Raw genomic sequence first — 16,903 nt, 5'->3', positions numbered from 1 at the left:
AGCGGCACTACTGGGCCGCGTCCAGCAACTCATCGAGCGATTCGCGCAGCAGCGATGGCACCATGTCCACGTCGCTCATCGCGTCGCGGTCGGCGTTGACGCCGAAGTACAGCATGCCGTTGTAGGAAGTCACGCCGATCGCGAGTACCTGCTTGTTCAACAGCGGCGGCACGGAGTACGTCTCGAGCAGCTTCGTGCCCGCGACGAACATCTGCTTCTGCGCGCCGGGCACGTTGGTGATGAGCAGGTTGAACTGGCGGGCCGAGAAGCTGGTGGCGACCCGAGTACCCATGGCGTGCAACGTCGGTGGGGCGAATCCGGAGAGCGTGACGATGGTCCGCGCGTCGACGAGGCTGGCTGCCGTCGAGTGCGACTCGGTCGCGTGCGCGATCTGCGAGAGCCGCACCACCGCGTTGCCCTCACCGGTCGGCAGATCCACCAGGAAGGGCCACACCTCGCTGATGGCTTGGCCGGGGCCCGTCGTGTCCAGCTCCGCGTCCGGGTACACCGACATGGGCACCATCGCGCGAACCGTCGAGGTAGCCGTCACCGGTTCACCGCGCGACAGCAGCCAATTGCGCAGCGCCCCGGTGATGACCGCAAGGATGACGTCGTTGACGTCGCAGTCGTAGCGCGCGCGCAACCTGCGGTAGTCCTCCAACTGGTGCCCCGCGACGGTGAACCGGCGGTTGCGCGACACCGTGGTGTTGAGCGGGCTACTGGGCGCGGTGCCACGGGCCAGCGTCTTGGCGACGTCAGCGAAGCGACGCCCTGCCTCGACCAATTGTCCAGTGCTGGCGAAGGTTTCGGCGACGGCGGACCGGATTGCGGCCAGCTCCGCCCCGGGGCGGGCGACGAACTCGCCGATGGCGCCGAGCAGCAACCGGGTGTCGCTCGGCTCGCGGGCCGGGATCCAGATGTCCTCGCCGAATTCCGGTGACTTCTGGGTACGGTCGGCGATGACGTGGCCGATCTCCAGGGCGGTCATGCCGTTGACCAGCGCCTGGTGGGACTTGGTGTAGATCGCGATGCGATTCTTCGCCAAGCCTTCGACGAGGTACATCTCCCACAGCGGGCGAGACTTGTCCAGGGGCCGAGAACCCAGCCGCGCCACCAGATCGTGCAGCTGGGCGTCGCTGCCGGGAGACGGGAGCGCCGATCGGCGGATGTGATAGGTGATGTCGAACTCGCGGTCGTCGATCCACACCGGCCGCGCGAGCCCGAGGACCACCTCGCGGACCTTCTGCCGGTAGCGCGGAATCTGCGGCAACCGCCGCTCGACCGTCTCGAGCAGGGTCTCGTAGCTCAGCCCGTTGCGTGGCTTGCGCAGGATGGACAGCGAACCGACGTACATGGGGGTCGAGGTGTTCTCGAGGTGGTAGAAGGAGGCGTCGCTGGCCGACAATCTCGTCACCATGACGGGCGCACCCTCCCCTCTCTCCGGTTGCGATCCCCGTCACGGTAACTGGCGAAACTGGAGTACGGCACTACGGGTGCGCGAAGGTGTCCCCGCGCCGTGGGATCATCGATGTGTCTGCGACTCTCCAGCAGATGCCGTCAATGTCGTCCGACCGCTGGAGATCCGCCGTGACCGCATCACGCATCCCGACCCGCCGCACCTCGTTCACCTCACCGGTCGTGGACTACGAACCGCCCCCTGTCGGTTTGCCCGCTGCGGTGGCCTGTCCGCCACCGTCACCGGCGGCGCTGCACCGCCACACCCCCAGGCCGCTGCGGCCGGTACGTGCGCCGGGCTCCGACCTACCGCCTCGCGAACCGAGGCCGCCACGCGCAGCGGCCGTGTTCGCCGACACCGCCTTGCGTCGGGTCCTCGAGGTGACCGACCGGCGCCGGCCGGTCGCGCAGTTGCGGCCGCTGGTGGCGTCCTCGCTGTTCGACGCCGTCGCGGCAACCACGCGCAAGGCGTCGTCCGAGGGCCCTGCCGTCCTGCGCCGGGTGCGGTTGCGGTCGGCGGAGATGCGAGACGACGAGGTCACGGTCGCCGAGGTATTCGCGACCTACTCTCGGGGTCAACGCATCCGCGCCATCGCCGGCCGGGTCGAACTGGCCAACGGGCGCTGGGTGATCACGGCCCTGCAGGTCGGCTGACTAGCCGCCCCCCGGCTCTACCCGCGGCGTGCCTTGGGACCGCCCCGGCTCTGTCGACGTGCGGCCTCCCGGCGCTCGCGCCGCGAGCCCGACGGTGCGGCATGCCTGCCGCCACCATCGCGCTGCACCTCGGCCGAGCCGTCCTCGGCGGGCCCGGAGTACGTCATCGGACGCGATTGCTCCTCGTCGATGCCCTTGACCCGTAGTGCGGCGGGAGCCTGGCGCGGCCGCTCCTCGGTGGCGACGGCGCCGTCGGCCGCTGCCGCCTCGCCCTGGCGCGCCTTCGCGGCGTTGGCCGCGTCGGCGGCGAACTGCGCCAGATTCGGCGGGGCCGCGGTGGCACCCACCTGCGCGGCCGGGGGCTGCGCGGCCTGCACCTGCGCGTTGAACAGCAGACCGACCGACTCCTCCTTGAGGCCGTCGAGCATGCCCATGAACATGTCGTAGCCCTCGCGCTGGTACTCGACCAGGGGGTCGCGCTGCGCCATGGCGCGCAGCCCGATGCCCTCCTTGAGGTAGTCCATCTCGTAGAGGTGTTCGCGCCACTTGCGGTCGATGGTGGTCAACAGCACGCTGCGTTCGAGCTGACGCATGGCGTTCTCGCCGCCGATCGCCGTCAGTTCGGCCTCGCGCACCGCGTACGCCCGCCGGGCATCCTCGATGAGCGCGTCGCGCAGCTCGTCGCGGGTCAGCTCACCGGGCTCGCCAACCGCATCGGAGTCGACGAGGTCGTGGTGGTCGATGCCGACCGGGTAGAGCAGCTTGAGCGCATCCCACAGCGCGCCGAGGTCCCAGTCCTCGGAGTAGCCCTCGGCCGTCGCGCCATCCACGTAGGCCGTGATGACGTCCTCGACCATCTGCTTGGCCTGCTCCTGGACGCTCTCCCCCTCCAGGATCAGGCGGCGCTCGGCGTAGATGACCTTGCGCTGCTGGTTCATCACCTCGTCGTACTTGAGGACGTTCTTGCGGACCTCGAAGTTCTGCTGTTCGACCTGGGTCTGGGCGCTCTTGATGGCGCGGGTGACCATGTTGGCCTCGATGGGCACGTCGTCGGGCAGGTTCAGCCGGGTCAGCAGCGACTCCAGGGTGGCGCCGTTGAAGCGCCGCATCAGCTCGTCGCCGAGTGAGAGGTAGAACCGCGACTCACCGGGGTCGCCCTGGCGGCCGGACCGGCCACGCAGCTGATTGTCGATACGGCGCGATTCGTGCCGCTCGGTGCCGAGCACGTACAGGCCACCGACTTCGCGAACCTCCTTGGCCTCCGCTTCGGCCTCGGCCTTGACCTGCGCCAGCACCTCGTCCCAGGCGGCCTCGTAGTCCTCGGGGGTCTCGACCGGATCGAGGCCGCGGGCGCGCAGCCGCTTGTCGGCGAGGAAGTCGACGTTGCCGCCCAGCACGATGTCTGTACCACGGCCGGCCATGTTGGTCGCCACGGTGATGGCGTTGCGCCGCCCCGCCTCGGCGATGATGTTGGCCTCTTGCTCGTGGTACTTCGCATTGAGCACGTTGTGCGGGATGCGGCGTTTGGTGAACTGCTTGGACAGGTACTCCGAGCGCTCGACGCTGGTGGTGCCGATGAGGACCGGCTGCCCCTTCTCGTAGCGCTCGGCGACGTCGTCGACGACGGCGATGTACTTGGCTTCCTCGGTCTTGTAGATCAGGTCGGTCTGGTCGGTGCGGATCATGTCCCGGTTGGTCGGGATCGGCACGACGCCCAGGCCGTAGATCTCGTGCAGCTCGGCAGCCTCGGTCTGGGCGGTGCCGGTCATGCCGGCGAGCTTGTCGTAGAGGCGGAAGTAGTTCTGCAGCGTGATCGTGGCCAGCGTCTGGTTCTCGGCCTTGATCTCGACGTGCTCCTTGGCCTCGATGGCCTGGTGCATGCCCTCGTTGTAGCGGCGGCCGACGAGCACACGGCCGGTGAACTCGTCGACGATGACGACCTCGCCGTCGCGGACGATGTAGTCCTTGTCGCGCTGAAACAGCTCCTTGGCCTTCAGCGAGTTGTTCAGGTAGCTGACCAGCGGCGAGTTGGCGGCCTCGTACAGGTTGTCGATGCCCAGCTGATCCTCGACGAACTCGACGCCGATCTCGTGCACGCCGACGGTGCGCTTGCGGATGTCGACCTCGTAGTGGACGTCCTTCTCCATCAGCGGCGCCAACCGGGCGAACTCGACGTACCAGTTCGACGCGCCGTCGGCGGGTCCGGAGATGATCAGCGGCGTGCGGGCCTCGTCGATCAGGATCGAGTCGACCTCGTCGACGATGGCGAAGTTGTGGCCACGCTGCACCATGTCCTCGACGGTGTGCGCCATGTTGTCGCGCAGGTAGTCGAAGCCGAATTCGTTGTTGGTGCCGTAGGTGATGTCGGCGGCGTAGGACACGCGCCGCTCGTCGGGGGTCATCTGGCCGAGGATCACGCCGACCTCGAGACCGAGGAACCGGTGTACGCGTCCCATCCACTCGCTGTCGCGCTTGGCCAGGTAGTCGTTCACCGTGACGACGTGCACGCCGTTGCCCGACAACGCGTTGAGGTAGGCGGGCAAGACGCAGGTCAGGGTCTTGCCCTCACCGGTCTTCATCTCGGCGACGTTGCCGTAGTGCAGCGCGGCACCACCCATGATCTGGACATCGAACGGACGCTGGTTGAGGACCCGCCAGGCCGCCTCGCGAGCCACCGCGAAGGCCTCGGGAAGGAGGTCGTCGAGGGTCTCACCGTCGGCGACGCGCTTCTTGAATTCCTCGGTCTTGGCGCGCAGATCCGCGTCGGAGAGCTTCTCCACGTCCTCGGACAGGGAGTTGACATGGTCGGCGACCTTCTTGAGGCGCTTGACCATGCGGCCTTCACCGAGACGGAGCAACTTCGACAGCACGCTAATTTCCCCTGTGGGCTCGATGGAACTCGTAATACTTCAAACGAGGTCCATCGTAGGTGACAGGCCGGACTGGCCAGCCGAAAGCGCCGCGCCGGCCAGTCCGGACCAGCACCGCTAGGCGAGCCGGATCAGGCCGTAGTCATAGGCGTGACGTCGGTAGACGACCGTCGGCTTGTCGCTCTCCGCATCGTGGAACAGGAAGAAGTCGTGACCCACCAGTTCCATCTCGTAGAGCGCGTCGTCGACCTTCATCGGCTCGGCGGTGTGCTCCTTGGTGCGCACGACGCGGCCTGGTTCGTGATCGTCGAGGGCCGGCCCGTCATCCTCGACGGCCGACGGGGCGCGGTCGAGTAGTGGTGCGACCGCGGTGGCCTCGGCCAGTGAGACCGGCGTCTTGTCGCCGTAGTGGATCTTGCGCCGATCCTTAGCCCGCCGGAGGCGGCTTTCGAGTTTGCAGACGGCCGATTCGAGGGCCGCGTAGAAACTGTCCGCACAGGCCTCACCGCGCGCAACGGGTCCGCGACCCCGGGCGGTGATCTCCACGTGCTGACAATTCTTGCGTTGTCGTCGGTTGCGTTCGTGGTCGAGTTCGACGTCGAACAAGTAGATGGTGCGGTCGAAGCGCTCCAGGCGCGCCAGCTTTTCTGAGACGTAGGTACGGAAGTGATCGGGAATCTCGACGTTGCGGCCCTTGACGACGACCTCGGCGCGGGGACCGTCTGGCTGCTCGTCGGGCTCATCCACCATCGTCGAACGGTTGGTATCCACGGAATGTATTGACATACTTGGCAACTCGTTTCCTCGTCGGCATCGCACGCCCGTAGGCATGCCCAGCTGGTAACAGAAACGCGCCGAAGGGTCCATGATGTCGGCGGCCCGCGGCGCAAGGTGTCGAGTACTCACCTCCTACCGCTTTTAGGGCGATGTGGCGCCGGGTCTCGACGCCGCCGTGAGTGGTTCACGGGTGATAGGTCCCGACGGTAGTCCGTGTTCACCTGCCCGTGCCACTAATTCGGCCCACCATTTTCTGGATGTTCATTTCGGTTTGATCTCGCAGTAATTGGCACCGCGACGAAGCCGCGTTCAGGCGTGCGCGACGGTGAGGATCGCACTGACGCGAGCGCCGGCAGTTTGCAGGACGCGGACCGACTCGGCGCACGTGGCACCCGTGGTCACCACGTCGTCGATCAGCAACGCCTCACCGAGGACGTCGCGACGACGCCTGACCCGTCCGGTGACGTTGCGCTGGCGCTGGTCGGGCGTCAACCCGACGGAGTCGCGGGTGAAGGCGCGCATCCGCAGCGCGGGGACCACGACGATGCCCGGCGTCGCCGCGGTCCGCGCGATGGCGGTGACGGGATCACCACCCCGACGGCGCGCGGCCGACCGGCGCGTGGGTGCGGGTACCAGCGTCAGCGGACGCTCGACGATGCCCCATGCCGCCAAACGCGCGACGGCCGCCCCCACGGCACCGGCCAGCGGGGCGACGAGATCGGAGCGTCCGTGCTCCTTCATCGCGAGGATGGCCGCCCGCCGCGGTCCGGCGTACCGGCCGAGCGAGAAGACCGGCACCCCCGGATCAATGCGCGGCGTGACGATCATCGGCTCGTCGGGGTGCACCGTCAGCGCCTGGGCGCAGGCCGCACACCAGCGGGTGCCGGGGACGGCGCAGCCACCGCACTCCAACGGCAGGACGAGGTCGAGCAGCATGCGTGCAGTGTGGCGGGTGGGTCCGACAGGGCCGGCTGGCCGAGTTGGCGCAGTTCGTACCTCCCGGGCGATATCTTCACCACTCCCCCGGTCGACCACAGGGGAGTGTGGCTAGAAGACTTGGCCGTCGTCGGGCTCGAACCATTCCTGCGGAATGCCCTCACGGACTGCATCGTCGAGGGCTTCGTAACTCATCGTGATGACATGGGAAAAGGGGATTGCGTCCGCTTCACCCATCCAACCTCGATCGATCGGTTCGTGATCGAGGCGCATGCTGACTCTTCCCGGAAAGTGTTCGGCATCCGGCTTACTGATCGTGACCCTTGAAGCAAGCCCTTCGGCATTCCACCGAAACCGAGGTGAGTCGGTGTACCGTCCCGGCCGCGCGGACTGGCTAATCAGGAAGAGCAGACATTTTTCCGCATCCTCGAAGGACCGGAACATCCAATATCGTCCCTCGGGCCTCCGCTCCGCCTCGTCGATGAAGAAGACCCCGTCTTCTTTCACGAGAAAATAGGCTCCGCCCGAGTCGTCCGACAGAACCAGAGTGGAGTCGTCGGCCGTCCTTGGCGGGGGCGCCCCCCAGAAGGCCTCTGCTCTTGACTGCCAAGGCTCGCGCGCAGCACTGCTGTCACCCGGGGCCCGCCCCCGCTTTCGAAGGTTCACCCGTTGCCATTGATACCAAGCCTCAACGATCCGGCGGAGGTGCGAAGCGACGATTGCATCGGTCATGTCTACGTCTGCCCTTCACCTCCATCGCATCGACTCACTCCACAATCGAGTGTTCCGTCGACCAATTACATTACGCCGCTAGAGGTTTCGATAACGTAGTACGACCTAGCAGGTTGTCCAACGAAATCCGATCACCTCAACGCAAACAAGGGATGTCCTCCTGGATCCTCGAATGAGATCTTCATATCCTCAAGCGAATTGCTGAGCAGATGAGAAAGTCTGACGAGAGTGGAGATGCCGCTAACCCTTCCCCCACTTTGACCAACAATCCGCTGGCATTTACCAACCGCCTGTATCCGTCGGAGTCTACTTCGTCCAGACGATATCCCTCGGCAAGTTCGTCGAGTTCTCTCGGAAAGCTAAGGCGTGGCATTCGCTGACGGATAGTTGGGGATCACGCTCGTGCATCACCGACTCGACGAAATGCCCCGCTTCCGTTGAGGTCGAGCTTTGACCAGTCGAGTTCGATGCGCATGGCTTCGTCCAACAACTTCTTGACTTTCGCCCTCTACGGCGTTCGCAGAGGACCCATACCAGGCTTCGAATTCTTAGCGGTTCTGGCCTGGATATCGCTTCAAGAATGTCACGATGGCCTCCCTCTCATCCAATGGGCTCGCTACTCGTAGGTCTTCAAGATGCTGGCCCGGGCTGTCGAGAAATTCTTCTCTATCTGTCCACCGAGCCATCTCAGCCACTTCTCACGCGTCTCGAAATTGGCCTTGTCGGCTCGAAGTACCTTCACGAGCTCCTCGAGCGGAAGCCTTGGCTTCTCCGCAAATTCCTTGAGGTAGTGCCACATCCCGGACCGGTCGTAGAGACCAGGTTGGTTCTGAGCCTTCAGGGGGGCAATCATGCAATTGATCTCGCCCGCGCGGCTGGACCAGTAAATCTGAAGCTTGCAGTCTGCAGAGCGGTAGTAAACAACGGATCCGAGCCGCCCTCCCTCGTCGACTGCGTCATCGACGGCGTCGAGGACGAAGCCAAGTTCTGCGAGAACCGGCCCGACGGTGGCCTCGACCATTTCGGGGAAGTCGTCAGACACAATCAGTCATCCTTCACCCAGGAATTTCCCTCACGACGGTAGCCGTATTCGGCTGCATGCTCAGTGAGATATTCGATCTCCATTGCCGAGAATGATCCTTCCCGTTCCAACACAACGTCTTCCAGCGTTGGGTACCTGCTGTCGAGAACATATTCGATACGTGGCACGCCATCTTCAAGCTGCATCCTTAGGAACTGCTCGTTGACCTGCCAGCCAAGCATCTTGGCTTGATCGGGGGCAAGACCGTGCTCGACTGCCTGCCACACCGGATCACCCGTGTCGAAGTAGATGCCGCCATTGTGGCGCGCCTCGCCGATGTATCCGCCATCCTGCCCGTCCCACTTGCCAAGGACCACCCGATCCGCGTCACCGACGCGGTGCGTTGCTCCTTCGGCCACTTGCCGCGCCAGGTCTTCGGTTGGGAGGCCGTGTGCGAACGCATGGTTGAGTTCGTTCGCAGTCTCTACCGGCCGGTCGTGGTCGAAAGTTCCGCTGGGGTCGTGTGCCGCGCCGTCCGGGCTGTGATCGCCTCCCAATGGATGATGACTGCCATCGCCGGCACCGCTGTCCGACCCATGCCCCGACGCGCCCGAGTCGTGCCCTACCCCGTCAGAGCCGTGGTTGCCTCCGTCGCCGGACCCGTGCGCGGCACCACTCGACGCGTGCCCCGACCCGCCAACGCCGTCGCTGCTGTGAGCGCCCACGCTGACCGGCACCTTGTCGTCCGCCCCCGCAGGCGACGTCGCGCCACCACCGTGGTCGCTCGACCCCAAGCCGGTCTGCATCGATGATTCGCCCGCCGGAGGTGGCGTCTCGAACCCGCCGCCTCCGGAAGTCGGCGAAGGAGGTTCATCGCTGGCCATCGGCGTCGGTTCCGACCCGTGCGCTGACGCGGGCGGTGGCGAATCCGGTGCCGCGTGCGGGGCCGGCGCCTCGGCTTGCGGCGCAGGCGCCAAGTCGCGAGGTACCTGCGTCTCTGGGGCTTGGCCCACCGGCGCCGGTCCGGACTCCGGCCGGGGCGTGTCCCCCGGCGGCGCGGTGTCGAGCGGGGCCCGGCCGCCGGGCGCTTCGGCCGGTGACGTCGGCGCGTCGACCGGCGGTCGCTCCCCGGGCGTCGACGTCCCGGGAGCTGCGCCCGGGCGGCTACTCTCGGGCACCTTGATGCCGTCCAGATCCTTGGCGACCCGACCAGCCTGGGTGGCGACGTTCTCCGCCCCTGCCCCGGCGACGCCCTCGCGCACCGCACCTGCGGCCGCCCGCTCCTCGACCGAGGCGGCGCGCCCGGCGATGCCTGCGCCGTCGGCCGCCGCGTCGGCCTCGCCCGCCCCGGGAATGAGCAGGGAACCCACCTGGGCGGCGTCGTAACCCAGGGCGCGGAACGGATGTCCGGCTTCGACGTCCTTCCAGTCGACCATGCCCTTGACCGTGTCGAGGCTGCCCTGCGGGTCGGTGACGATCTGCTGCGCCAGCAGGGCGGGATTGGTGACCACCGCCGCCGCCTCGCCCAGACCCTCCCACGTCTTCGCCGCCCCGGAGGGGTCGTAGAGGAATCGGGTGGGGTCCAGCTGGCCGATGCCCTGCGCGGTCTCGGCCACGAACTTGAACGCGCCCTCCGACTCGTCGACCAGCGCGGTGAACCCGAAGGCCAGCGCGCCGCCGACGTCCTTGCCGAGAACGTGGGTGAACTCCTTGTTGGCCCAGGACTCCAACGAGGTGCTCGCCGAGTCCAGCGCGTTGATGCCCTGATCGAACAGCGTGCCCGTCGCGTCGGCTTCGCGCTTCATGTTGTCGAGCACGGTCTTGATCTCGTGGGCGACCTTGCGGACCTCGTCCATCGGGTCGTGCCCGGTGAAGATGCCGCCGATGGTCTCCAAGATCCCGGAGGGGCTGAGCTGATGCAGCAGCCCACGCACCGCGTTCTGGGTGGCCTCGACGGTGGTGGCGAACCCGTCGACCGCGGTGGCCACCGCCTGGGCCGTCGTTGCGATGTTGGACAGACCGTCGCCGATCTGGTTCAGCGCTGAAACCATCTGTCCCGCTTCGGGAATCTGCTGGGCGCCGAGCCCCGGGCCCGCCGCCGTCACCTGCCCCGCGAGGCTGCTCATCGTCGTGGAGAAGGACCGCCACGCGCCGGCGGCCGTCCTCATCTCACCGGGGTTGCCGTCCGGCCAGACATCGCCGACGAATGCCTCGACCAAGGCCCAGCCCAGGGGCGCGACGATCCCAGCACCGAGCGGTGGCGGCATGCTCGGGGCGCCGAAGTTCGCCGGGGCGCTGGGCGCGGATACCGGCGACGTGCCGCCACCCACGGTCGACGCGGCGTTGGCGTGGCCGTAGTTGGAGGCGGAGGTCTGTACGCCGAAACTCACTCTGCGGCAGGCATTCACCGCCTTGCCCGCGGCCTCGAGGAGCGCATTGCCCGACGAGGTGTAGTTCTGCCCGAAGACCAGGCCGGCCGCATCGTGGCCGAACATCGCCCCCGCGCCGGACAGGGCGGCATCGAGGGCACCGATCGCCGTGGCGACGGCGTCGCCTTCGCCACCGACCGTCACGCCGGTAGCGGCCAAGGCAGCCGGATCCACCGAGAGTGGAGCCGTCACGCTCTAGCTCCAGTTGCGCACGTTGGTCTGCGCGGCGCCCGAATAGTTCTCGTGCGCTCCCTCGGCGATCTGCCGCAGGCGCGCCAACGCCTCTCGCATCTCGCGGGCTCCCTCGTCCCAGCGTTGTCGTGCCGCGCGTTCCGCCTGACCCGCGTCGCCGTACCAGGAAGTGCCCAGCTGGGCGACCGACGCTGCGGCTCGAGCCAGATGACCCTCCAGTTGCTGGTCGAACTCCGCCATGCGATCGACCACGGCGAGCAGGGCACCCGGATCGACCTTGAACGCGCTCACAGGCCGGCCTCCGTCACCCTTGCCGCGCCCGAGGCGTCGGTTGCCTCGTAGCGTGCCGCGGCGTCCTGCAGCAGCGCCGACATCGCCATCAAACCTTCGACTACGCGCTGGGCTCCCTCGTGCCACTCGCGCCACACTCCGTCGTAGGCCGACGCCGCCTCGCCCGACCACCCGGGGCCGAGCAGGGCCGACACCTCCCCGTCCAGCGAACCCAATCCGCCGCGCAACCCGGCCGCCACGGAGTCCAGTTCTCCTGCGACCGTGGCCAACGCAGCCGTCGTCACCCGTAGGTCCGACACCAATCCACCCCCGTGGCACTCCGTGAACACCCGACCAATTCAGCCTAACGGGTGACGACGGAGCCCAAAGACACTGTTTGCCTACTGTATTGGCAGCATCTTCACAGCGCTTCGGCAGCGAACCGTCAGCCGGGCAGCACCGGGGTGGCGCCCGGCACCATCAACGGCCGTACCTCGGTCCACATCAGGTCGTTCTCGGCGGCCGATCCCGACAGCTGCAGCACGCCCCGCTGATCGGCGACGTATAGCGTCGACGGGTTCGCCGCCACGGTCGAGACCGGCGCCAGCAGGTTCTGGCTGGGGCCGTCGGAGTTCACCCCGTCGAGGTTGACGTAGGACACCGGGTGCTGAGTGTCGGTGCGGCTCACCACGATGTCGTCACCGGTGCGCCAGGACAGCGACACCGCGGTGTCGCCGAGACCGAAGCCGAGACGCCGGGGATAGGTCAGCGCGTACAGGCCGCCCTGGGTCTGTTCGACACCGGCGAGGATGACTTGCCCGGCGATCACCATCGCAGCGCGCGTGCCATCGCGTGAGAGCTGCAGCTCCGATATGGGGCCGGGGTACTTCGTGAACACCGCCGTGGCGTCGACGGGGATGCGCGCCGGCTGACCCGACGCCGCCTCCTGGATGACGCGCACGACGTTGTTGCCGTCGACCACGACCCAAATCGCGTCGTCGAGCGACCAGCTGGGGCGTGACAGCGTGCGACCATCGATCGCCTGGGAGGCATCACCGCCGACCTGGCCGATCCACAGGGACGACGCCATGTCGGGCGCGCCGGGCCGCAGGATGACGACCGAAGCCGCCTCCTGACCGCTGCGCGACAGCGTGGCGGCCGTCTGTCCGGGAAGGTCCCCGAACGAGCCAGGAACCTTCGGCGCGCGCTGCCCGTCCAGGGACACCAACGACCCGCCTACCAGCGCATGCAGACCGGCCGCCGCTCCTGGATCGGCGCCCGGGTCGGTCGCGGCCACGTCGGAGGTGTTCCAGCCCTCCGCGAATCGGTCGTCCAACGCGGCACCGTCGGCGTTGATGACGTAGGGCCCGTTCACCCCAGCCCGCGACAGCGTCCAGATGATCTGCGCGGCAAGGAGTTGGCGCGAGTGCGGATCAGTGGTGGACAGACTGTCCAGCTCGACGCGCGCCCCGCCGTAACCTCGGCCTACCCCGGTCTTTCCGCCGTCCGATCTGGTGACCGGACCCCGCAAGCGCAGGGGCGGACCCAGCAGGTTGCGCACGGTGTTCGTCATCTCCGGGCGGGGCCCGGAGATGAGCTTGCTGACCAATTCGGTGGCCAGCTGGTCCGGATCGGCCACCGCCACGTAACGCGGATCGGGGACGACGGTCTTACCGGTCGGGTCGACGAAGTAGAGGGTGTTGCGCTTGTAGGTCGCCTGGAACTGTTGCCAGTCGAGGAACACACCGTTGGGTAGCTTGTCGATGCGCCAGCCGCCGGAGGTCTTCACCAGCTCGATCGGGCCGGGGTCGGGCAGGGCACCGTCACCCGTCTCGAATACGCCCATGTCCGATAGCGATCCGAGGATGTCGGCCTTCATGGTCACCGAAACCCGGTCGGGGCCCCGGGTTTCCACGAAGACGACGCGGTCGATGAGCAACGCACTGCCGGCGTCGTCCCACCCGCTGGAGGCCGACTCGGTGAGGAATTGGCGGGCAGCCAGGTGACGATTCGCGGGATCGGCGGTGGCCTTGAGGAATTCACGCAACAGGATGTCGGGATCCATGTCGGGTGTCGGGGTGGGCAGGCTCGGCGGTGCCGGACGGTCCATGGTGCCCAGAGCCTGCGGCGCCGACGAACTCGGTACCCCGGCGCATCCGGCCAGGACCAGCGCGATCGCCAGCAGCAGCGCAGCCACCGCGGACGGTCTCACGTGCGGTCTCCCGCGGGCTCGCGGTCGCGCGCCGCACGCAGAGCAGGCCGGTCTGGTCCAATCGGCTTGAGCGGCAACGGACTCGCCGTCACCTTGTGGCCCCGCGTCAGCGGCAGCGTCAACCGGAAGCACGCCCCCTTGCCGGGTTCACCCCACGCCTCGAGCCTGCCTTGGTGCAATCGGGCGTCCTCGATCGAGATGGCCAGCCCGAGCCCCGTGCCCCCGGAACGTCGCACGCGCGACGGATCCGAACGCCAGAACCGGCTGAACACCAACTTCTCCTCACCGGGGCGCAACCCGACACCGTAGTCGCGCACCGTGACCGCGACCGTGTCTTCGTCGGCGGCCATCCGGATCCGGACCGGCTTGCGCTCGGCGTGATCGATCGCGTTGGCGATGAGGTTGCGCAGGATGCGTTCCACCCGGCGCGAATCGACCTCGGCGATGACGGCCTCGGCGGGCATGTCGACGATCAGGTCCACCGAGGCGTCCTTGGCCAGGTGCCCGACGTTCTCCAGCGCGCTCTCCACGGTGAGGCGCAGATCCTCGGACTCGACCGACAACTCGGCGACGCCGGCATCGTGTCTGGAGATCTCCAAGAGGTCGTTGAGCAGCGTCTCGAATCGGTCCAGTTCGCTGACCATGAGCTCGGTGGAGCGTTGCAAGGCGGGTTCGAGGTCCTCACTGTGGTCGTAGATCAGGTCGGCGGCCATGCGCACCGTCGTCAGAGGGGTGCGAAGTTCGTGGCTGACGTCGGAGGTGAAGCGGCGCTGCAGGTTTCCGAATTCCTCGAGCTGGGTGATCTGGCGCGAGAGGCTCTCGGCCATGTCGTTGAACGAGACCGCCAGCCGGGCCATGTCGTCCTCGCCGCGCACCGGCATCCGCTCGGTCAGATGTCCCTCGGCGAACCGCTCGGCGATGCGCGAGGCCGACCGCACCGGAAGCACGATCTGCCGGGCCACCAGCAGCGCGATCGCCGCGAGCAGACCCAGTAGCACGATGCCACCGGTGGCCATCGTCCCGCGCACGAGCGCGATGGTGCTCTCCTCGTTGTTCAGCGGAAAGATCAGGTACAGCTCGAGATTGGTGACCGGAGACGACGTCGGACTCCCGACGATCAGCGCCGGGCCGGAGAAGCCGTCGGTGTTGACCGTCGCGTACTGATAGCTGACCTGGCCGGCCTTGACGAAGTCGCGCAGGGCCCCCGGGATCTGTTGCACCGGTCCGGCCGCAGTTGCCGCGCGCGGGCCGTCACCCGGCACGACCAGCACCGCGTCGAACGCGCCCGCCAACCCGGCACCGGAGTCGGCCTTGCGGTCGACCAGCGTGTTGCGGGCCAGCTGCAGGCTGCTGTCCAGCGAGCGGGTCTCCTCACCGCCCACGATCCCGCTGACGGTGGTGCGCGCCCGCTCGATCTCCTCGGTCGCCGCCCGCACCTTGATCTCGAGGATCCGGTCGGTGATCTGACTGGTCAGCACGAAGCCAAGCACCATGATGACGGCAAGGGACAACCCGATGGTCAGCGTGACCACTCGCAGCTGCAGCGACCGGCGCCACGCAAAGCTCAGGGCCCGACCAAGAGTGCCGAGACCCCGCAACATCGGGGCCGATCGGCTCCGGATACGACGCCGGGATCCCCAGATCACGGGGGTCCGGCCTTGTACCCCACTCCTCGAACGGTGAGCACCACCTGCGGGTTCTCCGGATCAGTCTCGACCTTGGCGCGCAACCGCTGGACGTGCACGTTCACCAGACGGGTGTCGGCGGGATGCCGGTAACCCCACACCTGTTCGAGCAGCACATCCCGAGTAAACACCTGCCGCGGTTTGCGTGCCAGCGCCACCAGGAGGTCGAACTCCAGCGGCGTCAGCGAGATCTGTTCGCCGTTGCGCGTGACCTTGTGGGCCGGCACGTCGATCTCGACGTCGGCGATCGACAGCATCTCGGCCGGGCCGTCGTCGTTGCGGCGCAATCGCGCCCGCACCCGGGCCACGAGTTCCTTCTGCTTGAAGGGCTTCATCACGTAGTCGTCGGCCCCGGATTCCAGCCCGAGCACCACGTCGACGGTGTCGGTCTTGGCCGTCAGCATGACGATGGGGACGCCGGAGTCGGCCCGCAGCACGCGGCACACGTCGATGCCGTTCATGCCTGGCAGCATGAGGTCCAGCAGCACCAGATCGGGCCGCAATTCACGGACCGCCGTCAGCGCCTGGCTGCCGTCTCCGATGACCGCGGTGTCGAAGCCCTCGCCCCGCAGGACGATCGTCAACATCTCGGCGAGCGACGGATCGTCGTCGACGACCAGAATCCTTTGCCTCATGGTGTCCATCGTGTCACCAGATCGCGACAATCCCCGGTTACCACACGCGGCGTTTTGCCTGCAGATCACCCGGCCAGCGCACGCGCCAGGTCCGCGGCGACCACGTCGGGACCCGCCACCAACCATCGCCCATGCCAATTCGCGGCGGCCAACCCGGCGTAGGCGTCCCCCGTACGACGCTGCAAACCGTCGTCGCGTTCGTAGGCGTCACGCGTGCGGGCAGCGTCGCCTTCCTCGCGTCGGCGCGCGCGCTCGGCCGCCAGCTCCGTGGGGACCGCCAACAACACCTGCCAATCCGGGGCGGGCACGGCGAATCGACCGAACTCGAGCTCCCCCACCCAGGTGACGACGTCCCCGTCGACCCCCTGATGCATTCGCGCTGCGCTGTAGGCCGCGTTGGAGGCGACGTAGCGGTCGAGGATGACCACGTCGTAGGCCGCGCGCAGCCGGTCGATCTCCGCCTTGGCCTCACAGCGGTCCAAGGCGAACAGGGTCGCCATGGCATAGACCGAAGCCGACAGGTCACCGTGCTCGCCATGCAACGCCTCAGCGGCGAGATCGGCGTGCACGGACTGTCCGTAGCGGGGAAAGGCCAGCTGCGCGACTGTCACGCCGCCCACGTTGAAGGCCGCGCGCAGTCCCTCGGTGAGCGTGCGCTTGCCCGCGCCGTCCACGCCTTCGATCGCGATGAGCACGCCCGTCACATCCCCCGTGTTCGCTCCACTGCTGCCTGCGGCGAGCGTAACCGGTGCGTCCCGCCCCCCTGGAGCGCCGATGGGGAATACGCGAAGACCGATGGGCCGTCCGGCGCCGCCCCGATCCGACCGCATCGGCCAGCAGGCGCGGGCGCCCGCATCTCGGGGCCACGCGGCCCGCGCCGCGGCCAGTCCGCGGACGGCTCGAAGTAGGTGCCCGTCACGGCGATCGGATTGCCGCGAGCATCGTTGTTGCGGTACATGATTCGCGTGCCGGTCGCCATGATGGCGCCGAGCAGCAGCGCCAGCGGGAAACCCGGGATGCGTCGCACTGGGCCGA

Annotated in this window: 14 protein-coding genes and 1 pseudogene; 1 reads left to right on the top strand and 14 read right to left on the bottom strand. The window is 67.5% G+C overall.

The window, feature by feature from the left end:
• Positions 1-7: 7 nt before the first annotated feature.
• Positions 8-1,417: a WS/DGAT/MGAT family O-acyltransferase gene (locus tag SBI80_RS03365; RefSeq protein WP_318972994.1), complete on the bottom strand. Its 1,410-nt coding sequence runs from the start codon at positions 1,415-1,417 to the stop codon at positions 8-10.
• Between the two features lie 143 nt (positions 1,418-1,560).
• On the opposite strand from SBI80_RS03365, the gene SBI80_RS03360 reads away from it, so the two are divergent.
• A complete protein-coding gene (locus SBI80_RS03360; protein ID WP_413232620.1) occupies positions 1,561-2,109 on the top strand; it encodes an Rv3235 family protein in 549 nt (182 codons plus the stop codon).
• Positions 2,110-2,126: 17 nt separating this feature from the next.
• Here SBI80_RS03360 and secA read toward each other — a convergent pair whose 3' ends face one another.
• The 13 genes and pseudogenes from secA to SBI80_RS03295 form a co-directional block, all read right to left on the bottom strand.
• Positions 2,127-4,979 (bottom strand): preprotein translocase subunit SecA, encoded by a 2,853-nt coding sequence (gene secA, locus SBI80_RS03355; protein ID WP_318972992.1) that lies wholly within the window; start codon positions 4,977-4,979, stop codon positions 2,127-2,129.
• Positions 4,980-5,096: 117 nt separating this feature from the next.
• Entirely contained in the window at positions 5,097-5,765 is a 669-nt protein-coding gene (gene hpf, locus SBI80_RS03350) for a ribosome hibernation-promoting factor, HPF/YfiA family (protein WP_318972991.1), read from the bottom strand.
• A 300-nt stretch (positions 5,766-6,065) separates the two neighbouring features.
• Entirely contained in the window at positions 6,066-6,689 is a 624-nt protein-coding gene (locus SBI80_RS03345) for a ComF family protein (protein ID WP_318973666.1), read from the bottom strand.
• Between the two features lie 114 nt (positions 6,690-6,803).
• Positions 6,804-7,424 (bottom strand): Imm61 family immunity protein, encoded by a 621-nt coding sequence (locus SBI80_RS03340; protein ID WP_318972990.1) that lies wholly within the window; start codon positions 7,422-7,424, stop codon positions 6,804-6,806.
• A gap of 616 nt (positions 7,425-8,040) precedes the next feature.
• Positions 8,041-8,466, bottom strand: coding sequence for a hypothetical protein (locus SBI80_RS03335; protein ID WP_318972989.1), 426 nt, complete (start codon positions 8,464-8,466; stop codon positions 8,041-8,043).
• Between the two features lie 2 nt (positions 8,467-8,468).
• Entirely contained in the window at positions 8,469-11,066 is a 2,598-nt protein-coding gene (locus SBI80_RS03330; RefSeq protein WP_318972988.1) for a WXG100-like domain-containing protein, read from the bottom strand.
• 3 nt (positions 11,067-11,069) lie between these two features.
• Positions 11,070-11,357, bottom strand: a complete 288-nt coding sequence (locus SBI80_RS03325; protein ID WP_318972987.1) for a WXG100 family type VII secretion target — start codon at positions 11,355-11,357, stop codon at positions 11,070-11,072.
• Positions 11,354-11,656 carry a WXG100 family type VII secretion target gene (locus SBI80_RS03320; protein WP_318972986.1) on the bottom strand — a complete coding sequence of 101 codons (303 nt, stop codon included), beginning with the start codon at positions 11,654-11,656 and terminating at the stop codon, positions 11,354-11,356. Before SBI80_RS03320 ends, SBI80_RS03325 begins: the two co-directional genes overlap by 4 nt.
• Before the next feature lie 125 nt (positions 11,657-11,781).
• The gene (gene lpqB / locus SBI80_RS03315; RefSeq protein ID WP_318973665.1) at positions 11,782-13,533 is read right to left on the bottom strand and encodes an MtrAB system accessory lipoprotein LpqB; all 1,752 of its coding nucleotides are present in this window, start codon (positions 13,531-13,533) and stop codon (positions 11,782-11,784) included.
• Positions 13,534-13,544: 11 nt separating this feature from the next.
• Entirely contained in the window at positions 13,545-15,194 is a 1,650-nt protein-coding gene (gene mtrB / locus SBI80_RS03310) for an MtrAB system histidine kinase MtrB (protein ID WP_318972985.1), read from the bottom strand.
• Complete coding sequence (mtrA, locus tag SBI80_RS03305) at positions 15,191-15,877, bottom strand: two-component system response regulator MtrA (RefSeq protein WP_318972984.1); 687 nt, start codon at positions 15,875-15,877, stop codon at positions 15,191-15,193. Before mtrA ends, mtrB begins: the two co-directional genes overlap by 4 nt.
• Positions 15,878-15,933: 56 nt before the next feature.
• Positions 15,934-16,563, bottom strand: a complete 630-nt coding sequence (locus SBI80_RS03300; protein WP_318972983.1) for a dTMP kinase — start codon at positions 16,561-16,563, stop codon at positions 15,934-15,936.
• A gap of 137 nt (positions 16,564-16,700) precedes the next feature.
• Positions 16,701-16,859, bottom strand: a pseudogene (locus SBI80_RS03295) (lipase family protein); the annotation flags it as partial.
• Positions 16,860-16,903 lie beyond the last annotated feature (44 nt).

This window comes from Mycolicibacterium sichuanense (assembly GCF_033741125.1).
Taxonomy (GTDB): domain Bacteria; phylum Actinomycetota; class Actinomycetes; order Mycobacteriales; family Mycobacteriaceae; genus Mycobacterium.
This window is presented reverse-complemented; position numbering and strand designations above follow the sequence as displayed.

What these genes read in the sequence shown, in the direction of transcription:
- SBI80_RS03365 (WP_318972994.1), bottom strand. Translation starts at nt 1,417, where the DNA reads ATGGTGACGAGATTGTCGGCCAGCGACGCCTCCTTCTACCACCTCGAG.
- SBI80_RS03360 (WP_413232620.1), top strand. Translation starts at nt 1,561, where the DNA reads ATGTCGTCCGACCGCTGGAGATCCGCCGTGACCGCATCACGCATCCCG.
- hpf (WP_318972991.1), bottom strand. Translation starts at nt 5,765, where the DNA reads ATGTCAATACATTCCGTGGATACCAACCGTTCGACGATGGTGGATGAG.
- SBI80_RS03340 (WP_318972990.1), bottom strand. Translation starts at nt 7,424, where the DNA reads ATGACCGATGCAATCGTCGCTTCGCACCTCCGCCGGATCGTTGAGGCT.
- mtrA (WP_318972984.1), bottom strand. Translation starts at nt 15,877, where the DNA reads ATGGACACCATGAGGCAAAGGATTCTGGTCGTCGACGACGATCCGTCG.